The sequence below is a fragment of the Paraburkholderia jirisanensis genome (assembly GCF_054782355.1).
The window spans coordinates 64,358-85,307 of the sequence record NZ_BAAGSQ010000026.1; the positions used below are offsets into that span (position 1 = coordinate 64,358).

The window sequence follows — 20,950 nt, forward strand, 5'->3', positions numbered from 1 at the left end:
GGCCATGCTGCCGTTGCATCGAACCCGCCTCTTCCGCTTTCCGGCACACGCCCTTTCTGTCGTGCCGCTTCGATCCTACCGCCATGCTCGACGATAATCTGAAGAACCAGCTCAAGACGTACTTGCAGAATGTGAAGCACCCGATCGAAATCGTCGCGGCCACCGACGATAGCGACAAGTCGAAAGAACTGCAGCAGCTGTTGCGCGAGATCGCCGGCTTGTCGGACCACATTACGGTGGTGGAGCAAAACGGCAGCGGCGCCGAGCGCACGCCGTCGTTCGCAATCGGCCGGCCCGGCGAAGCGGCGAAGATCCGCTTCGCGGGCATTCCGATGGGACATGAATTCACGTCGCTGGTGCTGGCGCTGCTGCAAACCGGCGGCCATCCGATCAAGCTCGACGAAGCGACGATCGAACAGATTCGCGCACTGGACGGCGACTACCAGTTCGAGACGTACTTCTCGCTGAGCTGCCAGAATTGCCCGGAAGTGGTGCAGGCGCTGAACGTGATGGCGCTGATCAACCCGCGCATTCGCCATACGGCAATCGACGGCGCGCTGTTTCAGAAGGAAGTGGAAGAACGCCAGATCATGGCGGTGCCGACGATGTTCCTGAACGGCGCGGTATTCGGCCAGGGCCGTAGTGGCGTTAAAGACATTCTCGCGAAGCTCGACAGCAATGCGGGTGCGCGCGCCGCACAGGCATTGAAGAATAAACCGGTATTCGATGCGCTGATGGTAGGCGGCGGCCCTGCCGGTGCAGCGGCGGCGATCTATTCGGCGCGCAAGGGCATCGTGACCGGCGTCGTGGCGGAACGCTTCGGCGGCCAGGTGCTGGACACAATGGCGATCGAGAACTTCGTTTCGGTGAAGGAAACCGACGGCCCGCACTTCGCGAAAGCGCTCGAGCAGCACGTCACGGCGTACGACGTCGACATCATGGATGGGCAACAAGCCGCTGCGCTGATTCCGGGCCGCGTGCACGAGATTCATCTGGAAAACGGCGCGGTACTGCGCGCGAAGACGGTGATTCTTGCGACCGGCGCACGCTGGCGTGAAATCAACGTGCCTGGCGAACGCGAGTATCGCAATCGCGGCGTCGCGTACTGCCCGCATTGCGATGGCCCGCTGTTCAAGGGCAAGCGCGTGGCGGTGATCGGCGGCGGCAATTCGGGCGTCGAGGCGGCGATCGATCTGGCTGGCATCGTGAAGCACGTGACGCTGATCGAATTCGGCAAGCAGCTGCGCGCCGACGAAGTGCTGCAACGCAAGCTGCGCAGCCTCGCCAACGTGACCGTGCTGACGCAGGCGCAGACGCTGGAAATTAGCGGCGATGGCAGCAAGGTCAGCGGTATTGTCTACAAGGACATGATTGCCGATGTAACGCGGCAGCTCGATCTGGAAGGCGTGTTCGTGCAGATCGGGCTGGTGCCGAATACCGAATGGCTGAAGGGCGTGGTCGAATTGTCCGCGCACGGCGAGATTGTCGTCGATGCGAAGGGGCAAACTTCGGTGCCGGGCGTGTTCGCTGCCGGCGATGTGACGACGGTGCCTTACAAGCAGATTGTGATTGCGGTGGGTGAAGGAGCGAAGGCTTCGCTCGGCGCGTTCGATTATCTGATCCGGCAATCGGCGCCGGAGGATGAAGCTGTTGGCGCCGTGCAGGAGCTGGTTGCGGAATCGGTTTGACAGGTAGCGCGGTGCGAGTGCCGACACTAACGGTACTCGCACACCCAGACAGCCGGCTCACCGGGTTTGGTATCTGTGTGCTGCGCGCGGCCCTCCAGCATGCAAGCTTCTCCGCTCAGCACGCTTGCCCTTACCCCGGCAATTTCCGCGTATCGTCGCTGCGTTCACGGATCACACCCACAATGGCTTCCTCGCTGCCGCTGAACGCGCTCACCACCGCGTAGATGCGGCCCGATGGCTGCGCGGGCCCGATGACTCCGGTAGTTTGCTCGCGCGCCGACGTCGTCACAGCGGCCACATCCACGAACGCCGCATGTTCGTCATGCAACAGCGCCCCAATCGTCACCAGCGTCATCATTACGATACCTGCCGCGCAATACGCAATCGATCGCTGCACGCACAGTTTGCATTTCTGCCGGAAAACCGGGCTCGAACTATCGATCAACATGATCCACTCCGTCGCCATTGAGCTACAGGCGATTTGCCTGTTGGCCTCTAATTGCAAGAACCGGGCGAGGCGCAGATCTATTCCCGCATGGCCTTGCGCGGCGGCCCTGAGCGGGCCGGGCGACGGATTCTGCAGACAAACGGGCAGCGGCAAATCGTCTTGCGGAACACAACACTTTGCAGCGAGCTGTTGGGACGTGGCGCACACGACTAACACGCGATGCTAGCGTGCGCGGCGCTGCGCTTCTGTTCAGTTCAGCACCTTCGGGCACACGCACCAGACATCGTGCATCTGCGATACATCGGCGCGCGCCGACCTGTTTCAATGGAACCCTGCAGGCCGCGAACGTGCGGCCTGGGCAACGCATGCGCCACGACGCGCGGCTGCTTGCGTGCGATTTATCTGCGCCAGGGAGTTCACCATGCGATCCAACCGGCGCACCATGCTTGCGGCAGCGGCAACAGCAATGGTCCTTGCCGCTGCGAACGTCTGTGCTTATGCCGAGCCCTCACGCGAAGACAGCGCGGCTCCGCTACCCGCCGAGCGCTCGATCGGCCATATCGAAGCCGTTTTCGAGTTCTACGACGCGATGCCAGCTGGTGTAGCCAAAGCGCCCAACGGCCGCCTGTTCGTCAATTACCCGCGCTGGGGCGATGATGTGCCGTTCACGGTCGGCGAAATCGTCGGCGGTCGCGTCGTGCCGTATCCGGACGCACAGATCAATCGGGCCGATCCGGCCCGTCCGGCTGCCGGCTTCATCAGCGTGCAGAGTGTAGTGGCCGATTGCCGCAACCGGCTGTGGATTCTCGATACGGCCGCACCGAAATTCGCGCCGCCGCTGCAGGGTGGCGCAAAACTCGTCGCCGTCGATCTGTCGACCAACAAGGTGGTGAAGACCATCGTGTTCGGCCCCAAGGTGCTGCTATCGCAGTCGTACATCGGCGACGTGCGCTTCGATTTTCGCTACGGCCAGGAAGGCTTCGCGTATCTGACCGATGCGTCGGAACGTGGTCCGGGCGGCATCATCGTCGTCGATCTGGCAAGTGGCGATGCATGGCGCACGTTGAGCGCGCATCCTGCTGCGCAGGGCGATCCATCGTTCGTCGGCGTGGTGGAAGGCATGGCGATGCGCGTGGACGGCCCCGACGGCAATCCGGAGCCGCTGCACGTCGCATCGGATGGTCTCGCGCTATCCGCCGATGGCAATCTGCTTTATTTCTCGCCGCAGTCGAGCCGGCATCTATATTCGGTCGCCACGCGCTTCCTGCGCAACCGCGATGCCGGCGACGATGAAGTCGAAGCGTCGGTGCGAGACCTCGGCGAAAAAGGCGCGTCGGATGGAATTGCGTCGGATGCCAGCGGCGCAGTCTACGCCGGCGACTATGAGAACAACAGCATCCGCAAGATGCTGCCCGACGGCACATGGATCACCATCGCGCACGACCCGCGCATTCTGTGGCCCGATTCGTTATCGGTTGGCGCGGATGGGTATCTGTACTTCACCGCGAACCAGCTGAACCGGCAAGCGCGCTATAACCGCGGCCACGATTTGCGCAAGAAGCCTTATACGCTGTTTCGCGTCAGGATCGACGGCAGCCCGTTGGCGCTCGTGCGTTGAGCCCCACGCTTGCGCGCGGCTTACGGGGCAGGCTGCTTTTTCATGGTCTTCCTGCGCGTTTGCTGCATGGTGCGGAGGCAAGTCTGATTGACGTATCATTTTCCGCACCTCGGCATCGTCCCTGACCGCATGACGCAATTGCGCCGCTTTACGCTCCACATGCGTCACGCATTGCACATTGCGCTTTGCCTGCCCCGACTGGAGCCAGCATGTTCGTCGATCCGCGCGTGGCCCATGGCCGCGCGAAATTCGAACTCAACCGTTCGCCGCGCCTGTTTGCCGACGAGCGGCGCGGCAAGCTGATCGAAACCATCGTGAAGGGCCTCGACGATTTCACCGGCGAGCGCACCCGCCGCCCGCTGCTGCGCATGCTTGCGCGCGATGTCGCACCGAAGCTCGAACGGCTTGGCCTCGAGCCGTACGTCGGCGCTTTGGGCCATGCTGAAGGCCTGTTCGTCAACTTCGCGACAATGAGCGCCGAACACGGGCTGCGCGAATTCCAGCTGCAGGTAACGGTGCCCGACCTCGTGCTGACCAGCTTCGCGTCGAACACCATCAAGCCGCATGCGGTGGCGCGCTGCATGCAACGCAACGGCGTACTTTCGCTGGCCGGCATCGAGAACGAGACCCGCATCGCCTTCGTGTTCGCGCGCGCGTTGCGCGCGCTTGCGCAAGTCGAGCGCTGGAAGCAGGCGGTGGTGCCGACTCCGCAGGGCCTGTTCGTCGGCGACGTGATCGAAAACGGCGACTTCCATCTGAACACCTATTTGCGGCCCGCGCTCAACGGCCGCGCGTCGCGCTGGAGCGCGCTTGCCGGCCTGTTCGCCACGATGCCCCCGTGGACCCCTCCCCAGATCCACGAAGGCGGCGAACTGCTGCGCTGGATGATCGAACACCTGCTGACGCTGCGAAGCAGCGCACCGCTGGCCAACCGCTTTCCATTCTTGCTGAAGCCCTATGAGCCCGCGGACGATCCACTCGACGCGGCATGGCACGCCGCGCGCGCCGAAGCGAGCGCGGACGCGCAATCCTTGCCGCCGATAGCCGACAAGAAATAGGCAACGCATGCCGCGACACCACGACGTCGCGATGGCCGGGTCGACGTCGAACACCGACTGCACGTTGCGATCGTCGTAGACAGCGCATGTCGGGTTGCAGGTACCTTTTCGACGCCAGGCGTCGTGCCAACCTCACGGCTGCATGAAACCGAAAGCTCCGCTTCCAGCGGCGCAATGCTTAACAAAAGCTTTCGCTCGATCCCGGCTGTCATCTTTTTCCGAACCATTCGTTCGAATATTCCCCATACAAAACAACGATAACTGCAAAAAGTGTCGCTTTTTGCACAAATGCTCGGCGCGTCAGCAAAATTCGTATATGCGAATCATTCTTATTTCGGTAGAATCGGGTCCCGCCTGAAACCATTCATCCGGCATACAGCTTCATTGCCGCGGCAGTTCACGCGCGCTCGACAACAACATCACGGGTTTCGCCATAGTCATGCTCAGCACCGGTTCTTCCAGGCCCCGCGTTCGGCCTTTGCACGTCGCAGTCCGCCATGCGTTCGTTCTCGCGGCGTTGCCGCTCGCGCTCGGCGCGCCGCTGGCCGCGCATGCTCAATCCGATACGCCGGCAGCCCCGGCGGCGCCCGCCGCTCCGGTCACCCCAGCAGACAGCACGCTGCCCACGGTGAAGGTGCAAGGCACGGCCGATACACTGCCGGGCGACTTCGCACCGACCTATTCCGGCGGCGAAATCGCGCGCGGCGCCCAGTTCGGTATCCTTGGCAATCAAAAGTTGAGCGACGTGCCCTTCAGCATGACGAGCTACACGTCGAAGGCGATCCAGGACAAGCAGGCGCAATCGGTTGGCGATCTGCTCGCGTATGACCCGGGCGTGCGTCCGGCGTCCGGCTTCGGCAACTTCTCCGAAGTGTTCGTGATCCGCGGCTTCCAGTTGAATGGCGACGACATCTCGCTGAACGGTCTGTTCGGTGTCACGCCGCGTCAGCTGGTGGCGCCTGAAGTGCTCGAACGTGTCGATGTTTTCAAAGGCGCCAATGCGTTTCTGAACGGCGCGTCGCCTACCGGCTCGGCCATCGGCGGCGGCATCAATCTCGAACTGAAGCGCGCGGGAGATAAGCCCCTCACGCAAGTCACCGTCGAAGGCAGCGGCTCGGGCCAGCTCGGCACGCATGTCGATGTCGGCCGTCGCTTCGGTAGCGAAGGGCAATTCGGCATTCGCGTGAATGGCGCAATTCGCGGCGGCGAAACCAGCATCGACGATGAATTCCGGCACGACACGTCTACCGCGGTGTCGCTCGACTATCGCGGCGACAAGCTGCGTCTGTATGGAGATTTCCTCTATCAGCGTCGCAACATCGACCAGGGCCGCTCGACGATATCGGTAACAGGCACTGAAATTCCAGAGCCGCCGTCGGCCACGCACAACTGGGCGCAACCGTGGACGCAGAGCACGCTCGAAGACACCGTCGGCATGCTGCGCGCCGAGTACGATTTCATGCCGGCGTGGACCGCTTATGTGGCCGGCGGCGTGCATCACGCGCACGAAAACGGCACCTACTCGTCGCCGACCTTCAATTCGGTGACGGGCACAACCGCCACCGGCAGCGACATCCTGCGCACCACCGACGCATTGTCTGCAGAAGCCGGCGTACGCGGCCGCTTCACGACCGGACCTGTGTCACACCTGGTGAGCGCCGGATTTGCGATCACGAGCCTGCAAGACAGGGAAGCGTTCGCTTTCAGCAGCGCATTCCCGACCAGCCTGTACGGTGGCGGCAACGTCCCGCAACCGCCGTTCAACAGCTTCGTCGCAGGCAATTTTGCCGATCCGGGCCTCGCCGACGAAGTCCTGACGCGCAGCGTCGCAGTATCCGATACGCTCGGCTTCCTGCATGACCGTGTGCTGTTCACGATCGGCGCGCGCCATCAGCAATTGCATCAAAACAACTACACGGTCGGCAGCGATGGTGTGACCAACAGCTTCGACCAGTCGATCAACACACCGATCTTCGGCCTCGTCGTCAAGGCAACCAACGAGATCTCACTGTTCGCGAACCGCGCGGAATCATTGGCGGCGGGTCAGACGGCACCGATCGGCGCAGCGAACGTCGGCCAGACGCTCGCGCCGAATCGCACCAGGCAATACGAAGTGGGCGCTAAGTACGACTCGAATCATTTCGGCGGCACGCTGTCGCTGTTCCAGATCGAACAGCCGACCGCCTTCACGGATAGCTCGACGCTGATCTTCGGCACCAACGGCACGCAGCGCCATCGCGGCGTCGAGTTGTCGGTGTATGGCGAGCCGATCAAGGGCGTGCGTCTGCTCGCCGGTGCGACGCTGCTCAACGCCAAGCAACTCGAGACGAACGGCGGCGCAACCGATGGCTTCCGTCCGATCGGCGTGCCAAGCTATCTGTTCAACATCAGCGGTGAATACGATCTGCCATGGGTGCCGGGCCTGACGTTCGACGCGGCGTGGATTCACACAAGCAACCAGTTCATCGACACGCAAAACAAGCTGTCGATTCCGGCGTGGGACCGCTTCGATCTCGGCCTGCGCTATACGACCGCCGTGTACAAGCACCCCACGACTTTCCGTGCGACGGTCGAGAACGTCACGAACAAGGCGTACTGGTCGTCGACGACGGGCGCTTATCTGACGCAAGGCAAACCGCGTACGTTGTTGATGTCGGTGACGACGGACTTCTAATGCGGCTGTGCTGCGGCTGTTTGTTGTAACCGCCGCTGCGCGAGGCAAGCGCGCACGTGTCGCGCGCTTGCGCACTGCCTCCTGGAAAACCTCACCCTTGCCGCAGTGCGATGCGTTTTCACAGCGGGAAAGGCCCGATTGCCTGGCCGTTTCAATGCCGATACCATCGCCCGCATGCAAATCGACTTTCTCGGCATGCAGGCCTTCCTGACCATCGTGGAATGCGGCGGCTTCCAGCCGGCCGCACTGCGCCTGAACCTGTCGCAAACGGCCATTAGCCATCGCATCCGCAAGCTGGAGGAGAGCCTCGGCGTGCGGCTCATCGCGCGCACCAGCCGCGAATTGTCGCTGACCGATGCGGGCCGCGCGCTATTGCCGCGCGTACGCGTGGCGATCCACGAACTCGAAGCCTCGTACGAAACGCTGCGGCAGCATCGCGTCACCGCGCCGCAATGGCTCGCGTTTGCCTGCCTGCCGACGCTTGCGCTGTCGCACGTGCCCGCCATTCTTAAGCGCTTCGGCGAGTCGTACCCGCAGATGTCGGTGCGCATGTTCGACACCGGCATCAGCGAAATTGCCGAGCTGGTGGAAGCCGAATCGGCTGCATTCGGCATTTCGGTCAATATGCCGAGCCGCCTCAATCTGACCATCAACAAGTTTGCGCGCGAACCATTTGCGCTGGTGTGCCCACTCGGACACCGGCTGATCGAGAAGCGCGTCGCGCGCTGGGCCGACCTGATCGACGAAACCCTGGTCCGCATCAGCCTGCATGCGGGTAACAGCACGACCATCGACGAAGCGCTCGGCAATCAGGTGTCGCGCTTTCGCTGGGGTTACGAAACGCAGCACACCGGCGCGGCCATCGATTTCGTGCGTGCGGGCCTGGGGCTGACGATCGTGCCGTATCTTGCTGCGGCCAGCTTCCCGGGCGTGGTTGCACTGCCGTTGATCGAGCCGGAAATCACGCGCTGCCTCGCCTCCGTTACGCGGCCCGAAACGGTGTTGCAGCCGCCGGCGGACATGCTGCGCTTGATGATCGAGCGCGACATCGAGGAACGCCTCGCGGCTTTTCGCGCGGCGACACCTGTCGCTGCGGTCTGAGCGCAGCGGCAGGTGCGGGAATGTGCGCGAATGCGCGTGCATTGCAGTGCTCTTCTCCAGGCACGATCAATCATCGGTAGCTGTGGCAATTTCCGGTGTCGCGAGCCGTGTCTGTTTCGCTACGCGCCGTCGCGTCGAACTCGCGCGCAACGCAAACACCACCTGCAACACCACCAGCAATGCACCGACAATCAGAAAGCCTAGCGCGATCGGCCGATCGACAAAGATCGACAGGCTGCCACGCGACAACAGCATCGCGCGCCGGAAGTTCTCTTCGACCATCGGCCCAAGCACGTAGCCGAGCAGAATCGGCGACACCGGAAAATCCAGCGCCACCAACAGCGCCCCGATCAAACCGAACACGACTACTTCGCCAACCTGAAACAGGCTGTTGTTCGTGCTGTACACACCCACCGCGATAAAGAACAGCGCAGCCGGAAACAGATAGCGGTACGGCACGCGTAACAGCTTCACCCAGACGCCGATCATCGGCACATTCAGCAGCACGAGCAGCACGTTGCCGATCCAGAAGCTGGCGATCAAACCCCAGAACAGATCTTCATGCTCGGTGATCAGCTGCGGCCCCGGCTGAATGCCATGAATCAGCAGTGCACCGAGAATCAGCGCCATCACCGCGTCGCCTGGAATGCCCAGGCTCATGGTCGGAATGAAGTCCACCTGGGTTTTCGAATGCGAGGCGGCTTCCGGGCTTGCGACACCTTCAAGTGCGCCCTGCCCGAAACGCTCCGGATCTTTCGCGATACGCCGCTCGAGTGCGTAAGCAATGAAGGTCGTGATCGTCGGGCCCGTGCCGGGCATCGCGCCAAACAGCGTACCGACCGTGGTGCCGCGCACCATCGGCCAGAACGACTGCTTGAGCTCGGCCCACGACGGCCGCATGTCGCGCATACGCAATTTCGTGTCGTCGCCTACCTTGTCGATACGATTCACGTTGCGCAGAAACTCCGTGACACCGTAAAAACCCAATGCGAGCGCAACCAGTTCGACACCGTCGGACAGATCGGGCGAGCCGAACGTAAAGCGCATCACGCCGCTATTCACATCGGTGCCCACGCCGCCGAGCAACAGGCCGAAGATCGTCATCGCCACGCCCTTGAGCGCCGAGCCGCGCGACATCGTGCCGCCGGCCAGCAAACCCAGCAGCATGATCGCGAAGATCTCCGGCGGCCCGAACTTGAATGCGATCTTCACCAGTAGCGGCGACGCGAAGATCATCACGATAATGCCCACCGATGCGGCAAAGAACGACGCGATCATCGTCACACCAAGCGCGGTACCGCCCTTGCCTTTGCGCGTGAGCGGATAACCGTCGAGACAGGTCACCGCATGCGGCGGATGGCACGGCAAATTCAGCAGGATCGCGCCGATCGCGCCGCCATACTGCGAGCCATAAAAAATGCCCGCGAGCATCAGGATGGCCGGTACCGCATGCATCGTATAAGTGAGCGGCAACAGCATCGAAATTGCGGAGAGCGCGCCCATACCGGGCAGCACGCCGATCAGATTGCCGATCAGCACGCCGACGAACGACCACATCAGGTTATGCGGCTGCAATGCAACGCCGAACCCTTGCAACAGATCGAGAATAGATTGTTCCACCGTTCAGCCCCATTGAAACAGCGGAAACTGCAACTGCAGCAGCCACCAGAAAACCACCACCGCGACGATCGCCATCGCTACGCCGAGCACCAGCGCATCGATCAGGCGATTGTCGCGGTCACCCAGTGCCGCAATAAACGCGACCGCGAAGCTGGCAGGTACGAGGCCACCGTGATTGCCGATCACGATGAACGCGACGATGCTCGCGACGATGCAGAACCAGCCGCGCCACTCGGCCCGCGGCCGCACGCGCTGCTGCGCGGCGCCCGCCTGAGACCCCGCGCGCTTGCCGAACAGCGCAATCGCGATGCCGATCGGCATCAGCAGCACGCCGAGCGCCGCGGGAAACAGACCCGGCCCCGGCGCGGCAAGCGTGCCCATCGAATAGCTCATGCCTTGCAGCGCGGCACCCAGCCCCACCAGCAGCATCAAGCCGCCTGCCAGCGTGTCCTTGCTGATTCCTTCAAGTAGTCTTCGCATCACCTGCCTCGTTTTGCACGTCTATCTCTGCGCGACGGCTTATAAAAAGTAAAACGCCTGCGCATTCTCACCATAGATGCGGCGCTGGTCGACAGGATCCGCGATCGTATCGCGCAGCCACTCGATCGTGTTCTCGTACGTAATGTCGTTCTCACCGCCAACGAACGGGCAATCGCTCGCCCACATCAGCCGTTCCGCGCCCACACGTCGATACAGTTCCTGCGCACATGCACGCGCATTCGCGCCAAGCCGATACGCACCGGACATCTTCACCCACGTACGGCCCTTCTCGACCGAACGCACCATGGCCTTGAACCCTTCGCTTTCGATACCGGTCTGCGGATCGGGCCGGCCGATATGATCGATCACGAGCTTGACACCCGACTCCTCGAGCAACGGCAGCACCTGCGGCAAACGCGGACCGTCCAGATGTAGATGCACGTGCCAGTCCAGATCGCACAGGCGGCGCAGCAGCTTGCGATAGCCCCACGAAGTCAGATCCGGCAACGTCTGCATGCTGATGAACGGCAGCCGCACACCCACCACACCTGCCTCGTCCATTTCTTCGAGGACGATGCGCTCGATGTCGGTATCGATGATCACGGTACCGCGCAAACGCGGCTCGTTGCGCACCGAGCGGATCACGTAGTCGTTGTAGTCGCCCCATGGGCTCGCGGCGGCGATTACCGCGCGGCTCACGCCGTTGCGATCCATCACGTCGAGCAACTGCGCCGCAGTGAAATCGTAAGTCGGACGATGGCGCGGATTGTCGACCAGCGGCATATCGCGCTTGAATACGTGGACGTGTGTGTCGATCAGCATGATGTCATTCGAAGCAAGGTTGGCTTGCACAGTGATCCTTATGTCATTGGGGCTTGATGCCACTGCGGACGATGACCGCGTTCCATTTGACCTGGTCGTCATGGAATATCTTGGCCATTTCGTCGGGGGTGCTCGCCATCGGCTCGGTGCCGAGAGCGCGCAATTGGGTGATGACGGCGGGGGAGGTCAACACTTCCCTCAACTGCCGGTTCAGCGTATCGATCGCTTGCTGCGGCGTGCCGGCCGGCGCATAGAGCGCATTCCACCCGGTCACCTCGTAGTTCGGCACACCGGCTTCCTGTACGGTCGGCACATCAGGCAACCATGCGGAGCGTTTCGAGCCGGTCGCCGCGAGCGGGCGAATCTGGCCACCGGCAATCGAGCCCTTCACCGCTGCATACGATTCGAAGCCGACGTCGATATCGCCGCGTACGAGGCCTGAAATCACATCGCCGGTGTTCCGGTACGGCACGACGACCGCGTTCAGCTTGGCGGTGGAATTGAACAGCTGGGTCGACAGATTCTGCGTACTGCCCGGATTGATCGCACCGAGCGTCGCTTGCCGCTTATGCGCAAGATCCAGCAGATCGTGCAGGTTGTGAATCGCGCCGCCGTTCTTCGCGAGAATCAGCAAATCGAAATACGCGACGCGCGAAATCGGTTTGAAGTCCTTCTCCGCGTCGAACGGCAGCTTGAACAGCGACTTCGCAATCGCAGTGCCGTTTGCGAACAGCGCAATCGTATAGCCGTCGTGCGCTGCGCTAAGCACCGCGTTAGCCGCGGCTATACCGCCCGCGCCGGGCCGGTTATCAATAATGATGTTGTCACCGAAACGCGTGCTCATCTCTTTGGCGACGATGCGCATCGTGATATCCGCAAGTCCGCCAACGCCAAACGGCACCACCACGCGAATCGGCTGCGACGGGTAGTGGCTCTCGGCTTCGGCGTGCGGCACGATCGCGCCGGTCAGGCCCGCAGTGACTGCCAGCACGGTGGCCAAACGACGCGCAACGCGTGCATACGGCTTGATGCGGGAATGTTTCATGTATTCGTCTCCATGTACGACCGCTTCTTTTTCTTGCGGAAGGCCATCTGCAAGCGCGGCTGGAAGCAAGTCTAAATAAGGGATTAGTGCCGCATCAAATGAATTGTTTTGCTTACGTGATTCGTTTTTTTCACCTTCGCCGAAGCGGCGCAGCAAGCTTCATTACATTCATACAAGGGTGAAAATCAATCATTTGCCGCGTGCTCCGTCAAACCGTATCGTCTCGCTAACCTGAAAAACAGGATCGCGACGATCCGACCGGAGACAAATCAATGCGGCTCACCCGCCTTCTCGCACACAGTGCCCGTTTGCTCGTTGTAGCCGCATCGTTCTGTGCATCGTCTGCTTCGAATGCGGCCTACCCGGACCGGCCGATTACGCTGCTCGTGCCGTTCTCGTCGGGCGGCACGGTGGATTCGGTGGCACGCCTCGTCGCTGTCCAGCTCGGTCAGCAGCTGAACACCAAGATCATCGTCGAGAACATTCCCGGCGCCGGCGGCACCATCGCGACTGAACGCGTGGCGCGCAGTAAACCGGATGGTCTGACGCTGCTGTTCACCACGCCGAATCACACGATCAACCCGGCCGTGCTGCGCAATGTGCCGTTCGATACTGAGCACGACTTTGCACCGGTATCGATGGTGGCGCAGATTCCCGAGCTGCTGATCGCCAACTCGAAAGAGCCGTTCACCGATTTCAACGGCTTCGTCGCTTACGCCAAGGCGCATCCTGGGCAGCTCAACTACGGCTCGGCCGGCATCGGAACGTTGCCTCACGTGACGATGGAACTGCTTCTACAAAAACTCGGCTTGCATGTGGTGCACATTCCGTACAAAGGTGCGGCTCCTGCAATGAACGATCTGCTTGGCGGCCAGGTGGCGATGAAGATGGATACCGTGGTCACATCGCTGCCGCAGATCAAGGCGGGACGCCTGCGTCCGCTCGCATTGGCCGGCGAAAAGCGCTCGGCGCAACTGCCTGATGTGCCCACGCTCAGCGAACTGGGCGTAAAGGGTTACGACGGCATGCTGTGGATGGCGATCCTCGCACCACGTGGCACGTCGCAACCTGTTATCGATACCATAAATCAGGCCGTCGTGCGATCCGTGCACGACCCGAAGCTGCTGCAGAGCTTTTCCGTGTATGGCGTCGAGCCGGTAGGCAGCACACCTGCCGCGCTGCAGGCACAGATTTCGTCCGAACTAAAGCAGTGGGCGGACGTGGTCAAGCGTGCCGGCATCAAAGCCAACTAAACCGGATCGAAACGAAGGAGACCTCCATGCCATCCGTGCTGACGCAACCGCCCGATCGCCATCCGAAGAAGCCCCAACTTGCTTTGCCGCCCGGCTCGATCGATACACACATTCATCTGTTCGGCCCCGCCGCGCAATACCCGTTCCATCCGGGCAGCAAATACATCTCGGAGGATGCGTTACCGGAAACGCAGATCCAGCAGCAGGACACGCTTGGGCTAGCAGGTGCCGTGGTGATCAGCGGTGGTGGTTATGGCCAGAGCACGCGTCATCTGGAAGACGTGCTGGCCAGCTTCGGTGAGCGTTTTCGCGGCGTAGCGCTGCTGCCTGACGACGCGACGCTCGCTGACATCGACCGGCTCGATGCGCTGGGCGTGCGAGGCGTGCGCTTTGTCGGTGAAAGCCACCGCGGCGCGTTGCCTCGCCTGAATACGCGGATCGCCGCGGTGATTGCGGAATTCGGCTGGCACGTGCAGTTTTATCCGGGCCCGGAAGATCTGCTGGAGAAATCTGCCGCCTTGCTCGACCTGCCAACACCGATCGTGCTCGACCACTTTGCCTGCGTGCCTGCAGAAGGCGGCATCAATCAGCCGGCGTTCAAAGGTCTGCTGAAAATGCTCGATACCGGCCGTGTGTGGGTGAAGCTATCCGGCCCGATGCGCTGCACACCGGGCGACTTTCCGTACGCGCCGGTCACGCCGCTGGCCCGTGCGCTGGTCGCGCATGCACCGGAACGGCTGCTGTGGGGCTCGGACTGGCCGCACGTCAACATGAACGGACGCGCGATGCCGAACGACGGCGACCTGGTCGATCTGATCTCGGAGTGGATCGACGACGAAGCGACGCTTCGCACGATTCTGGTCGATAACCCGCAACAGCTGTACGGCAAGTTCGGCAAAGGGATCGCCTGACACTAGCAACGAGTTTTCTTTACACGAATGAATGCTCGTTTCAATCCATTACTTTGCATTCCAAATCACAAAGAATCGGAATGCGTATACCGGTTCACTACAAAAATACATACGGAGACGACTCGCATGAAAAAACTGACCCTGTTCGGCCTGACGGCTTGCCTGCTGCCCGCGGTATGCCACGCCCAAAGTTCGATCACGCTGTACGGCATCATCGATGCAACGCTTAGCTATACGACGAATCAGGGTGGCCCGCACAACATCCAGTTGCTCGACGGCGGCCCATCGCTAAGCCGCTGGGGCCTGCGCGGTGCCGAGGATCTGGGCGGCGGCCTCAAGGCGATCTTTACGCTGGAAAACGGCTTCAATCCGGCTAACGGCACACTTTCGCAGAACAACCGGCTATTCGGCCGACAAGCTTTTGTAGGGCTATCCAGCGATCAATACGGTTCGATCAAGCTGGGCCGCATGTACGACTCGATGACGAATTATGTAGGCCAGTTCGGCAGCGCACAATCGACGATCGGCTCGTTCACGGGTCACCCGGGCGATGTCGACGATCTGGTCGGCTCGTATCGGATCAACAATTCGGCTTCGTATACGACGCCGATTATCGGTGGCTTTTCCGCGAGCGTGATGGGCAGCTTCGGTGGACAGCCCGGATCGGTAGCCACCAACAGCACGTATAGCATCGGAGTCGGGTATGCGAATGGGCCATTCAAGGCGGGTGCGGCATATGGCAGCTACAACCGCCCGAACACGACGATGTGGGACGGCACGGCGACCACCACTGGCGTGCTGCTATTCTCGGCACCGGTGTTTTCCGGCTACGCATCGGCAGCGTCGCTGAAAATTGCAGGCGTGGGCGCCGGCTACGACAACGGCTCGTTCGGCATGAATGTCGTGTACACCAACTATCGCTTCCTGGACCTCGGATCGAATGGCGGTCCGAACCCGCTGCGTTTCAAGGACGGTACCGCTGCATTCAATACGATCGAAGTGAACGGACATTACATGTTCCGCCCGGACCTGATGTTTGGGCTCGCGTATCAGTACACCGACGGCGCTTCGGTAGGCGGTCACGGCAACCAGCACTACGGCCAGCTAAGCGGAATCGTCGATTACTTTCTGTCGAAGCGCTTCGACGTCTATCTGAGCGGCGCATACGAGGTCGCTGCCGGTACGAGCTCGCTCGGCACCCCCGCGGTTGCGGCGATCAATACCGTCACGCCGTCGAAGTCGAACAAGCAGGCCGTGATCCGCATCGGGATGCGCGAGAAGTTCTAGCGCGCCCCGATGGGTGAGATGCCCGCTTCGCTAATCGCGGCCCCGGAACAGCTCATTGAGCTGCGCGCCGGGTGCCGCGTCGGCGAAACCATCGAAGCGGCCTTCCGCCAGCCCCTGCGCCGCACGCATAAAGCCACCCCACGCCGCCCGCGCCAGCGCGCCGCCCACGCTGACGCGCCGCACACCGAGCGCGGCCATGTCCTGCAGCGTAAATTCGGAATTCCAGCCGATCAGCACGTTCACCGGCTTGGGCGCCACCGCCGCCACCACCGCTTCGATCTGTTCGCGCGTGCGAATACCCGGTGCATACAGGCAATCCGCACCGGCTGCGGCATAAGCCTTCAGGCGCGCGATCGCATCGTCGAGATCCGGCACACCGGCAAAGAAATTTTCCGCACGACCCACCAACAGCGTGTCGCCGCCATTCTGATCGATCGCACGTCGCGCAGCCTTGAGCCGCTCGACTGCGATTTCGACCGGAAACAGCGGTGCTGCGGGGTTCCCTGTTGAATCTTCGATCGACAGGCCAGCCACGCCTGTTTCAACCGCAAGCGCAACGCTTTGCGCAACCGTTTCGGGATCGTCGCCAAAGCCGCTTTCGAAATCCGCGTTGACGGGCAGATCGGTTGTTTCGACGATCAGCCGCAAATGCTCGAGCACGGCTTCGCGAGTCACCGCGTTATCCGCGCGCGCGGTCGACCATGCGAAACCCGAGCTGGTGCTGGCAACCGCCTTGAAACCGAGACTTTGCAAATAGCGTGCGCTGCCAGCATCCCATGGATTGGGCAGCATGAAACAGCCTGTCGCGTGCAGTGCGCGAAATGCGGCGCGCTTTTCCTTCATGGTGCTGGGCATCGCGTGTCTCCTCGTCAAGTGGATGAATCCTGCAAAAAGCATAGTGGACTTGCACCGCGAACGTCCACAGGAACGCTTTCGCACCTATTCGGCATAGATTTAAAAAATCGGCTCGAAATGCCGTTACACCTTCGTAGCTCGTCAAACTGCCCAGGGGTGGCAGTGCCCTGCAAACACAACCAAAGAAAACGATGAGACCGCTAATCCGATTGCTGCTCGCGCTATGCGCCGTCGCCTTCACCACTTCCAGCCACGCGCAGACCGAGGCGGCCAGGACCGAACTGCAAGCCGCCGTTCAGGAAGCGAACGCTTCGCTGATCAACGGCCCTAAAAAAATAGCGATCTTCGACGAGGCCAGCTTCGCGCTGCCCGCCGATGCCGCGTTCGTGCCCGCCGCGGCAGCCACGCGTTATATGCGCGCGCTCGGCAACCGGGTCGACGAGAGCTCGCTGATCGGTGTGATCGTGCCGCATTCCGAGCATGCGCAATGGCTTGCCATCCTGAGTTTCGAAAAGGCCGGCTACGTACGCGACGACGACGCACGCAACTGGAATGCCGACGACATCCTGAAGTCGCTGCGTGAAGGCACCGAGGAAGCCAACGCAGGACGCAGGGAGCGTCAACTGCCCGAACTCGAGGTCACCGGCTGGGCGGAGCCGCCGGCTTACGATGCGAACACGCATCGCCTGGTGTGGTCGGCGATTGTCCGCAGGAAAGGCACCGACGCAGATCAGGAAGACGCGGTCAACTATCGGACCATCGCACTCGGACGCAATGGTTACGTTTCGCTAACGATGGTGACGCAACGCTCGGCGCTGGCGGCCGACAAGCCGGCTGCGAATGCGTTGCTAGCCGACATCGGCTACGGAGACGGCAAGCGTTACGCCGATTTCAACTCTTCCACCGACCATGTAGCCGAATACGGGCTGGCTGCGCTGGTAGCGGGCGTCGCAGTGAAAAAGCTCGGCTTGCTGGCGATCATCGCTGCGTTCGCGGTGAAATTCTTCAAGATCGGGCTGGTCGCGGTGATTGGATTTGGCGCTGCATTCAAGCGATTTTTCAAGCGCAAGCCGAAAGCGACGGTGGCGCCCACGCCGGCGGTGTATCAGCAAGCAGTAGAATCCGAGCCAACGACACTGCCCGCACCGTCAGCACAAGACGACTCGACTCCTGCGTCCACCGACCACAGCGAACACCCCCGCTAAGCTTCTTCGCACATGACCAAACTGCTGATTCTGCTGCTGGGCGGCCTGAAGCTCGGCAAGGTGCTGACGACTACCGGCACGATGTTGTTGTCGATGGCTGCCTATGCGTTGTTCTACGGCTGGCGCTTTGCGGCAGGGTTCGTGTTGCTGCTGTTCGTCCACGAGGGCGGCCACTATCTGGCCGCGCGACGACGCGGCCTCGATGTCGGGGCGCCGACCTTCGTGCCGTTCGTCGGCGCGTGGATCCAGCTAAAGCAGCTGCCGCACGATGCGGAAACCGAAGCCTATGTCGGGCTTGCCGGGCCATTCGCCGGTACCTTGGGCGCACTCGCGTGCTACTTTGCCGCGCGCCGCTTCGACAGCTCCTTGCTGCTAGCGCTGTCGTATTCAGGCTTCTTTCTGAATCTGTTCAACATGATTCCGCTGTCGCCGTTCGACGGCGGGCGGATCACCGCGGTGCTGTCGCCACGCATCTGGTTTGCCGGCGTGCCGGTACTGGTTGCGCTATTCGCGTGGCATCCGAGCCCGTTGCTGATCGTGATGGCGATCCTCGCGCTGCCGCAGCTGCAACGCGCATGGCGTTACAACCCGGCTCTGCCGGAAAATGCACGCTACTACGGCGTGCCGCTGCAAGTGAAAATGACGTACGCGTTCTACTACCTGGCGCTGCTCGCGTTTCTCGCGATGATGACCTTCGGCGTTCACGATATGCTCGGGCCTGCGCGGAACGGGCTAAGCTGAGCGAAGCCGTACCGCACTACGAATGCGCCACCTTCGCCGCGTTGCGCCCGCGCAGCCAGTTCATCGCGCTGAACAACGCAATCGCGAACACGATCAGCACAGTCGCCACCGCCAGAATCGAAGGATCGATCTGATCGCGAATGCCGCTCCACATCTGGCGCGGCACGGTCTTTTGCTCCGGGCCGCCGATAAACAGAATGACGATCACTTCATCGAACGACGTCGCAAACGCGAACACCGCGCCGGTTGCCACCGCGGGCGTAATCAGCGGCAGCGTAACGCGACGGAAAGTGGCCCACGGTGGCGCGCCGAGCCCCGCAGAAGCGCGCAGCAAGCTCTGATCGAACGATAGCAGCGACGCAGTTACGGTGATCACGACGAACGGCGTACCGAGCGCTGCATGCGCGAGCACCACGCCGGCATATGAATTGACGAGCCCCAGCGGCGCGAAGATCAGATAGAAACCCGCCGCAACCACGACGATCGGAATGATCATCGGCGAGATCAGCAATGGCATGATGAGCGAGCGCAGCGGAAAGCTGGGTCGCGAAAGCCCAAGCGCCGCCAGTGTACCGAGCGCGGTAGCGATCAAGGTGGCAACCGCACCGATGCCGATGCTATTGACGAACGCGCGCTGCCAGTCCGCGCCGCCGAACGCCTGCGCGTACCAGCGCAGCGAGAAATGATCGATTGGGTACGAGAAATACGAACCCGAATTGAACGACAGCGGCACGATCGCCAGAATCGGCGCGACCAGAAAAAAGAAAATAACCGTGCAGTGCACGCGCAGCCCCGCCGCCGCGAGCCGCTCGGACAGCATCCGTTTGCGTGAACCTTGCATGGACAGTCTCCGTCGCCGTGGTTAGCCGAACCGCAGCCGGTCGATGCCGACGAGACGGTTGAAGATGAAATAGAACACCGCGGTGAACACCACCAGATACAGCGACAACGCACCGGCGAGCCCCCAGTTCAACTGCTCGTTGGTCTGCATTGCGATCAGCTGGCTGATCATTTCATCGCCTGCGCCGCCGAGCAATGCCGGCGTGATGTAGTAGCCAAGCGCAAGCACGAACACGAGGAATACGCCCGCACCGACACCCGGTAGCGTTTGCGGCACGTACACGCGCATGAACGCAGTGGCGGGATGCGCGCCGAGCGACAGCGCCGCACGCATATAGGTTGGTGAAACGCCCTTCATCACAGAGTAGATGGCGAGAATCATGTACGGCAGCAGGATGTGCGTCATGCCGATCAGCACACCGGTGCGGTTGAAAATCAGCGGCAACGGATGGCTGATCAAGCCGAAATGCAGCAGCGTGCTGTTCACCACGCCGGCGGGCTGCAGCAACACGTACCACGCAGTGGTGCGCACCAGCAGCGAGGTCCAGAACGGCACGATTACGAGCAGCATCAGCCGGTTGCTCTGTTTGGGCGGCAGATTCGCCAGCAGATACGCGACCGGGTAACCGAGTACGAGACACAGCAGCGTGACGGTCGCGCTGATCCAGATGGTGCGCGAAAACGCACTGCGAAATACGGCACTATCGGCCGCAACCGACACAACCGAGCCATCCTGCGCGACCTTCGCATCGACAGCATTGAGCAGATAGTCGGGCGTCGGCGACGTGGCCGCGCGCTTGAGCAGCCGCCACGTATTCGCGTCGCCCCAGCGCGGATCGAGATCGAGCAGAACAGGTTTCCACGCGGGCGGCGTTTGCGAACGCACCGCGCGCGAGGTTTTCATCATCAGGCTGCGGAATTCAGGCTTATAGAAGTTAAGCCGTCGCGCCACGTTGCCGAGTTGCCCGCTGTCCGCCGCTTGCTTGAGCCCGCCTGCCAGCGCGGCAAAGGCTTGCTCGTCGGGCAGGCCCGCGCCGTTCCAGCCTTGCAGCGTTTGCGCTAGCTGCGGCATCGCACCCGACACTTCCGGGTTCTCGACGCTGCGCGCGAGCAATTGCGCAATCGGCGCGACGAAGGTTGCCAGCAGAAACACCAGCAACGGCAGCGCAAGCAGCAAGGCCTGCAGCGCCGCCTTGCGGCGCGTACGCTGGAATTGCGCGCGCCCGCCGAACGGCGCGGCGGGCGGCGGCGACATCGAAGGTGCGTGCAAGCTCACCGTGTCAGGTCCCGTGGGTTCGATGCGC

18 protein-coding genes are annotated in these 20,950 nt (G+C 61.9%); 10 read left to right on the forward strand and 8 right to left on the reverse strand.

From position 1 onward, the window contains the following. Nucleotides 1–83 precede the first annotated feature (83 nt). On the forward strand, nucleotides 84–1,688 hold the full coding sequence (gene ahpF / locus ACYVNQ_RS16750; protein WP_460903668.1) for an alkyl hydroperoxide reductase subunit F: 1,605 nt from the start codon (nucleotides 84–86) through the stop codon (nucleotides 1,686–1,688). 130 nt (nucleotides 1,689–1,818) lie between these two features. Here ahpF and ACYVNQ_RS16755 read toward each other — a convergent pair whose 3' ends face one another. Next, nucleotides 1,819–2,289: a hypothetical protein gene (locus tag ACYVNQ_RS16755; RefSeq protein ID WP_460903669.1), complete on the reverse strand. Its 471-nt coding sequence runs from the start codon at nucleotides 2,287–2,289 to the stop codon at nucleotides 1,819–1,821. A 268-nt stretch (nucleotides 2,290–2,557) separates the two neighbouring features. On the opposite strand from ACYVNQ_RS16755, the gene ACYVNQ_RS16760 reads away from it, so the two are divergent. From ACYVNQ_RS16760 to ACYVNQ_RS16775, 4 genes are all read left to right on the forward strand, one after another. Continuing rightward, entirely contained in the window at nucleotides 2,558–3,754 is a 1,197-nt protein-coding gene (locus ACYVNQ_RS16760) for an L-dopachrome tautomerase-related protein (RefSeq protein ID WP_460903670.1), read from the forward strand. A gap of 209 nt (nucleotides 3,755–3,963) precedes the next feature. Beyond that, nucleotides 3,964–4,812, forward strand: coding sequence for a hypothetical protein (locus ACYVNQ_RS16765; RefSeq protein ID WP_460903671.1), 849 nt, complete (start codon nucleotides 3,964–3,966; stop codon nucleotides 4,810–4,812). A gap of 439 nt (nucleotides 4,813–5,251) precedes the next feature. Next, on the forward strand, nucleotides 5,252–7,486 hold the full coding sequence (locus ACYVNQ_RS16770) for a TonB-dependent receptor (RefSeq protein WP_460903672.1): 2,235 nt from the start codon (nucleotides 5,252–5,254) through the stop codon (nucleotides 7,484–7,486). 174 nt (nucleotides 7,487–7,660) lie between these two features. Beyond that, a complete protein-coding gene (locus ACYVNQ_RS16775) occupies nucleotides 7,661–8,587 on the forward strand; it encodes a LysR family transcriptional regulator (RefSeq protein ID WP_460903673.1) in 927 nt (308 codons plus the stop codon). Between the two features lie 66 nt (nucleotides 8,588–8,653). Here the strand turns inward: ACYVNQ_RS16775 and ACYVNQ_RS16780 are convergent, their stop codons facing one another. From ACYVNQ_RS16780 to ACYVNQ_RS16795, 4 genes are read right to left on the reverse strand one after another with little or no spacing between them, the layout of a single operon-like run. Beyond that, a complete protein-coding gene (locus ACYVNQ_RS16780) occupies nucleotides 8,654–10,207 on the reverse strand; it encodes a tripartite tricarboxylate transporter permease (RefSeq protein ID WP_460903674.1) in 1,554 nt (517 codons plus the stop codon). A 3-nt stretch (nucleotides 10,208–10,210) separates the two neighbouring features. Continuing rightward, nucleotides 10,211–10,687 carry a tripartite tricarboxylate transporter TctB family protein gene (locus tag ACYVNQ_RS16785; RefSeq protein WP_460903675.1) on the reverse strand — a complete coding sequence of 159 codons (477 nt, stop codon included), beginning with the start codon at nucleotides 10,685–10,687 and terminating at the stop codon, nucleotides 10,211–10,213. Between the two features lie 39 nt (nucleotides 10,688–10,726). Then, nucleotides 10,727–11,509 (reverse strand): amidohydrolase family protein, encoded by a 783-nt coding sequence (locus tag ACYVNQ_RS16790; protein WP_460903676.1) that lies wholly within the window; start codon nucleotides 11,507–11,509, stop codon nucleotides 10,727–10,729. Between the two features lie 43 nt (nucleotides 11,510–11,552). Next, nucleotides 11,553–12,554 carry a Bug family tripartite tricarboxylate transporter substrate binding protein gene (locus ACYVNQ_RS16795; protein WP_460903677.1) on the reverse strand — a complete coding sequence of 334 codons (1,002 nt, stop codon included), beginning with the start codon at nucleotides 12,552–12,554 and terminating at the stop codon, nucleotides 11,553–11,555. 272 nt (nucleotides 12,555–12,826) lie between these two features. Here ACYVNQ_RS16795 and ACYVNQ_RS16800 point away from each other — a divergent pair, with 272 nt between their 5' ends. The 3 genes from ACYVNQ_RS16800 (at nucleotide 12,827) to ACYVNQ_RS16810 (ending at nucleotide 16,005) form a co-directional block, all read left to right on the forward strand. Further along, entirely contained in the window at nucleotides 12,827–13,807 is a 981-nt protein-coding gene (locus ACYVNQ_RS16800; RefSeq protein ID WP_460903678.1) for a Bug family tripartite tricarboxylate transporter substrate binding protein, read from the forward strand. A gap of 26 nt (nucleotides 13,808–13,833) precedes the next feature. Next, nucleotides 13,834–14,718: an amidohydrolase family protein gene (locus tag ACYVNQ_RS16805; RefSeq protein WP_460903679.1), complete on the forward strand. Its 885-nt coding sequence runs from the start codon at nucleotides 13,834–13,836 to the stop codon at nucleotides 14,716–14,718. A gap of 126 nt (nucleotides 14,719–14,844) precedes the next feature. Next, complete coding sequence (locus ACYVNQ_RS16810; RefSeq protein WP_460903680.1) at nucleotides 14,845–16,005, forward strand: porin; 1,161 nt, start codon at nucleotides 14,845–14,847, stop codon at nucleotides 16,003–16,005. Between the two features lie 30 nt (nucleotides 16,006–16,035). On the opposite strand, the gene ACYVNQ_RS16815 is transcribed toward ACYVNQ_RS16810, so the two are convergent. Further along, nucleotides 16,036–16,860 (reverse strand): isocitrate lyase/PEP mutase family protein, encoded by an 825-nt coding sequence (locus ACYVNQ_RS16815; RefSeq protein ID WP_460903681.1) that lies wholly within the window; start codon nucleotides 16,858–16,860, stop codon nucleotides 16,036–16,038. Nucleotides 16,861–17,051: 191 nt separating this feature from the next. Here ACYVNQ_RS16815 and ACYVNQ_RS16820 point away from each other — a divergent pair, with 191 nt between their 5' ends. Next, nucleotides 17,052–18,065: a DUF2167 domain-containing protein gene (locus ACYVNQ_RS16820; protein ID WP_460903682.1), complete on the forward strand. Its 1,014-nt coding sequence runs from the start codon at nucleotides 17,052–17,054 to the stop codon at nucleotides 18,063–18,065. 12 nt (nucleotides 18,066–18,077) lie between these two features. Then, complete coding sequence (locus ACYVNQ_RS16825) at nucleotides 18,078–18,806, forward strand: site-2 protease family protein (RefSeq protein ID WP_460903683.1); 729 nt, start codon at nucleotides 18,078–18,080, stop codon at nucleotides 18,804–18,806. 16 nt (nucleotides 18,807–18,822) lie between these two features. Here the strand turns inward: ACYVNQ_RS16825 and ACYVNQ_RS16830 are convergent, their stop codons facing one another. Together ACYVNQ_RS16830 and ACYVNQ_RS16835 are read right to left on the reverse strand one after the other, a co-directional pair. Beyond that, nucleotides 18,823–19,647, reverse strand: coding sequence for an ABC transporter permease (locus ACYVNQ_RS16830; RefSeq protein WP_460903684.1), 825 nt, complete (start codon nucleotides 19,645–19,647; stop codon nucleotides 18,823–18,825). 21 nt (nucleotides 19,648–19,668) lie between these two features. Then, entirely contained in the window at nucleotides 19,669–20,901 is a 1,233-nt protein-coding gene (locus ACYVNQ_RS16835; protein ID WP_460904941.1) for an ABC transporter permease, read from the reverse strand. Nucleotides 20,902–20,950 lie beyond the last annotated feature (49 nt).

Bases quoted from the DNA above. Each gene is read 5' to 3' on its own strand.
- ACYVNQ_RS16795 (WP_460903677.1), bottom strand. From the start codon at position 12,554: ATGAAACATTCCCGCATCAAGCCGTATGCACGCGTTGCGCGTCGTTTG.
- ACYVNQ_RS16805 (WP_460903679.1), top strand. From the start codon at position 13,834: ATGCCATCCGTGCTGACGCAACCGCCCGATCGCCATCCGAAGAAGCCC.
- ACYVNQ_RS16765 (WP_460903671.1), top strand. From the start codon at position 3,964: ATGTTCGTCGATCCGCGCGTGGCCCATGGCCGCGCGAAATTCGAACTC.
- ACYVNQ_RS16760 (WP_460903670.1), top strand. From the start codon at position 2,558: ATGCGATCCAACCGGCGCACCATGCTTGCGGCAGCGGCAACAGCAATG.
- ACYVNQ_RS16785 (WP_460903675.1), bottom strand. From the start codon at position 10,687: ATGCGAAGACTACTTGAAGGAATCAGCAAGGACACGCTGGCAGGCGGC.
- ACYVNQ_RS16800 (WP_460903678.1), top strand. From the start codon at position 12,827: ATGCGGCTCACCCGCCTTCTCGCACACAGTGCCCGTTTGCTCGTTGTA.
- ACYVNQ_RS16830 (WP_460903684.1), bottom strand. From the start codon at position 19,647: ATGCAAGGTTCACGCAAACGGATGCTGTCCGAGCGGCTCGCGGCGGCG.
- ACYVNQ_RS16775 (WP_460903673.1), top strand. From the start codon at position 7,661: ATGCAAATCGACTTTCTCGGCATGCAGGCCTTCCTGACCATCGTGGAA.
- ACYVNQ_RS16790 (WP_460903676.1), bottom strand. From the start codon at position 11,509: ATGCTGATCGACACACACGTCCACGTATTCAAGCGCGATATGCCGCTG.
- ACYVNQ_RS16810 (WP_460903680.1), top strand. From the start codon at position 14,845: ATGAAAAAACTGACCCTGTTCGGCCTGACGGCTTGCCTGCTGCCCGCG.
- ACYVNQ_RS16820 (WP_460903682.1), top strand. From the start codon at position 17,052: ATGAGACCGCTAATCCGATTGCTGCTCGCGCTATGCGCCGTCGCCTTC.
- ahpF (WP_460903668.1), top strand. From the start codon at position 84: ATGCTCGACGATAATCTGAAGAACCAGCTCAAGACGTACTTGCAGAAT.
- ACYVNQ_RS16835 (WP_460904941.1), bottom strand. From the start codon at position 20,901: ATGTCGCCGCCGCCCGCCGCGCCGTTCGGCGGGCGCGCGCAATTCCAG.
- ACYVNQ_RS16825 (WP_460903683.1), top strand. From the start codon at position 18,078: ATGACCAAACTGCTGATTCTGCTGCTGGGCGGCCTGAAGCTCGGCAAG.
- ACYVNQ_RS16770 (WP_460903672.1), top strand. From the start codon at position 5,252: ATGCTCAGCACCGGTTCTTCCAGGCCCCGCGTTCGGCCTTTGCACGTC.
- ACYVNQ_RS16815 (WP_460903681.1), bottom strand. From the start codon at position 16,860: ATGCCCAGCACCATGAAGGAAAAGCGCGCCGCATTTCGCGCACTGCAC.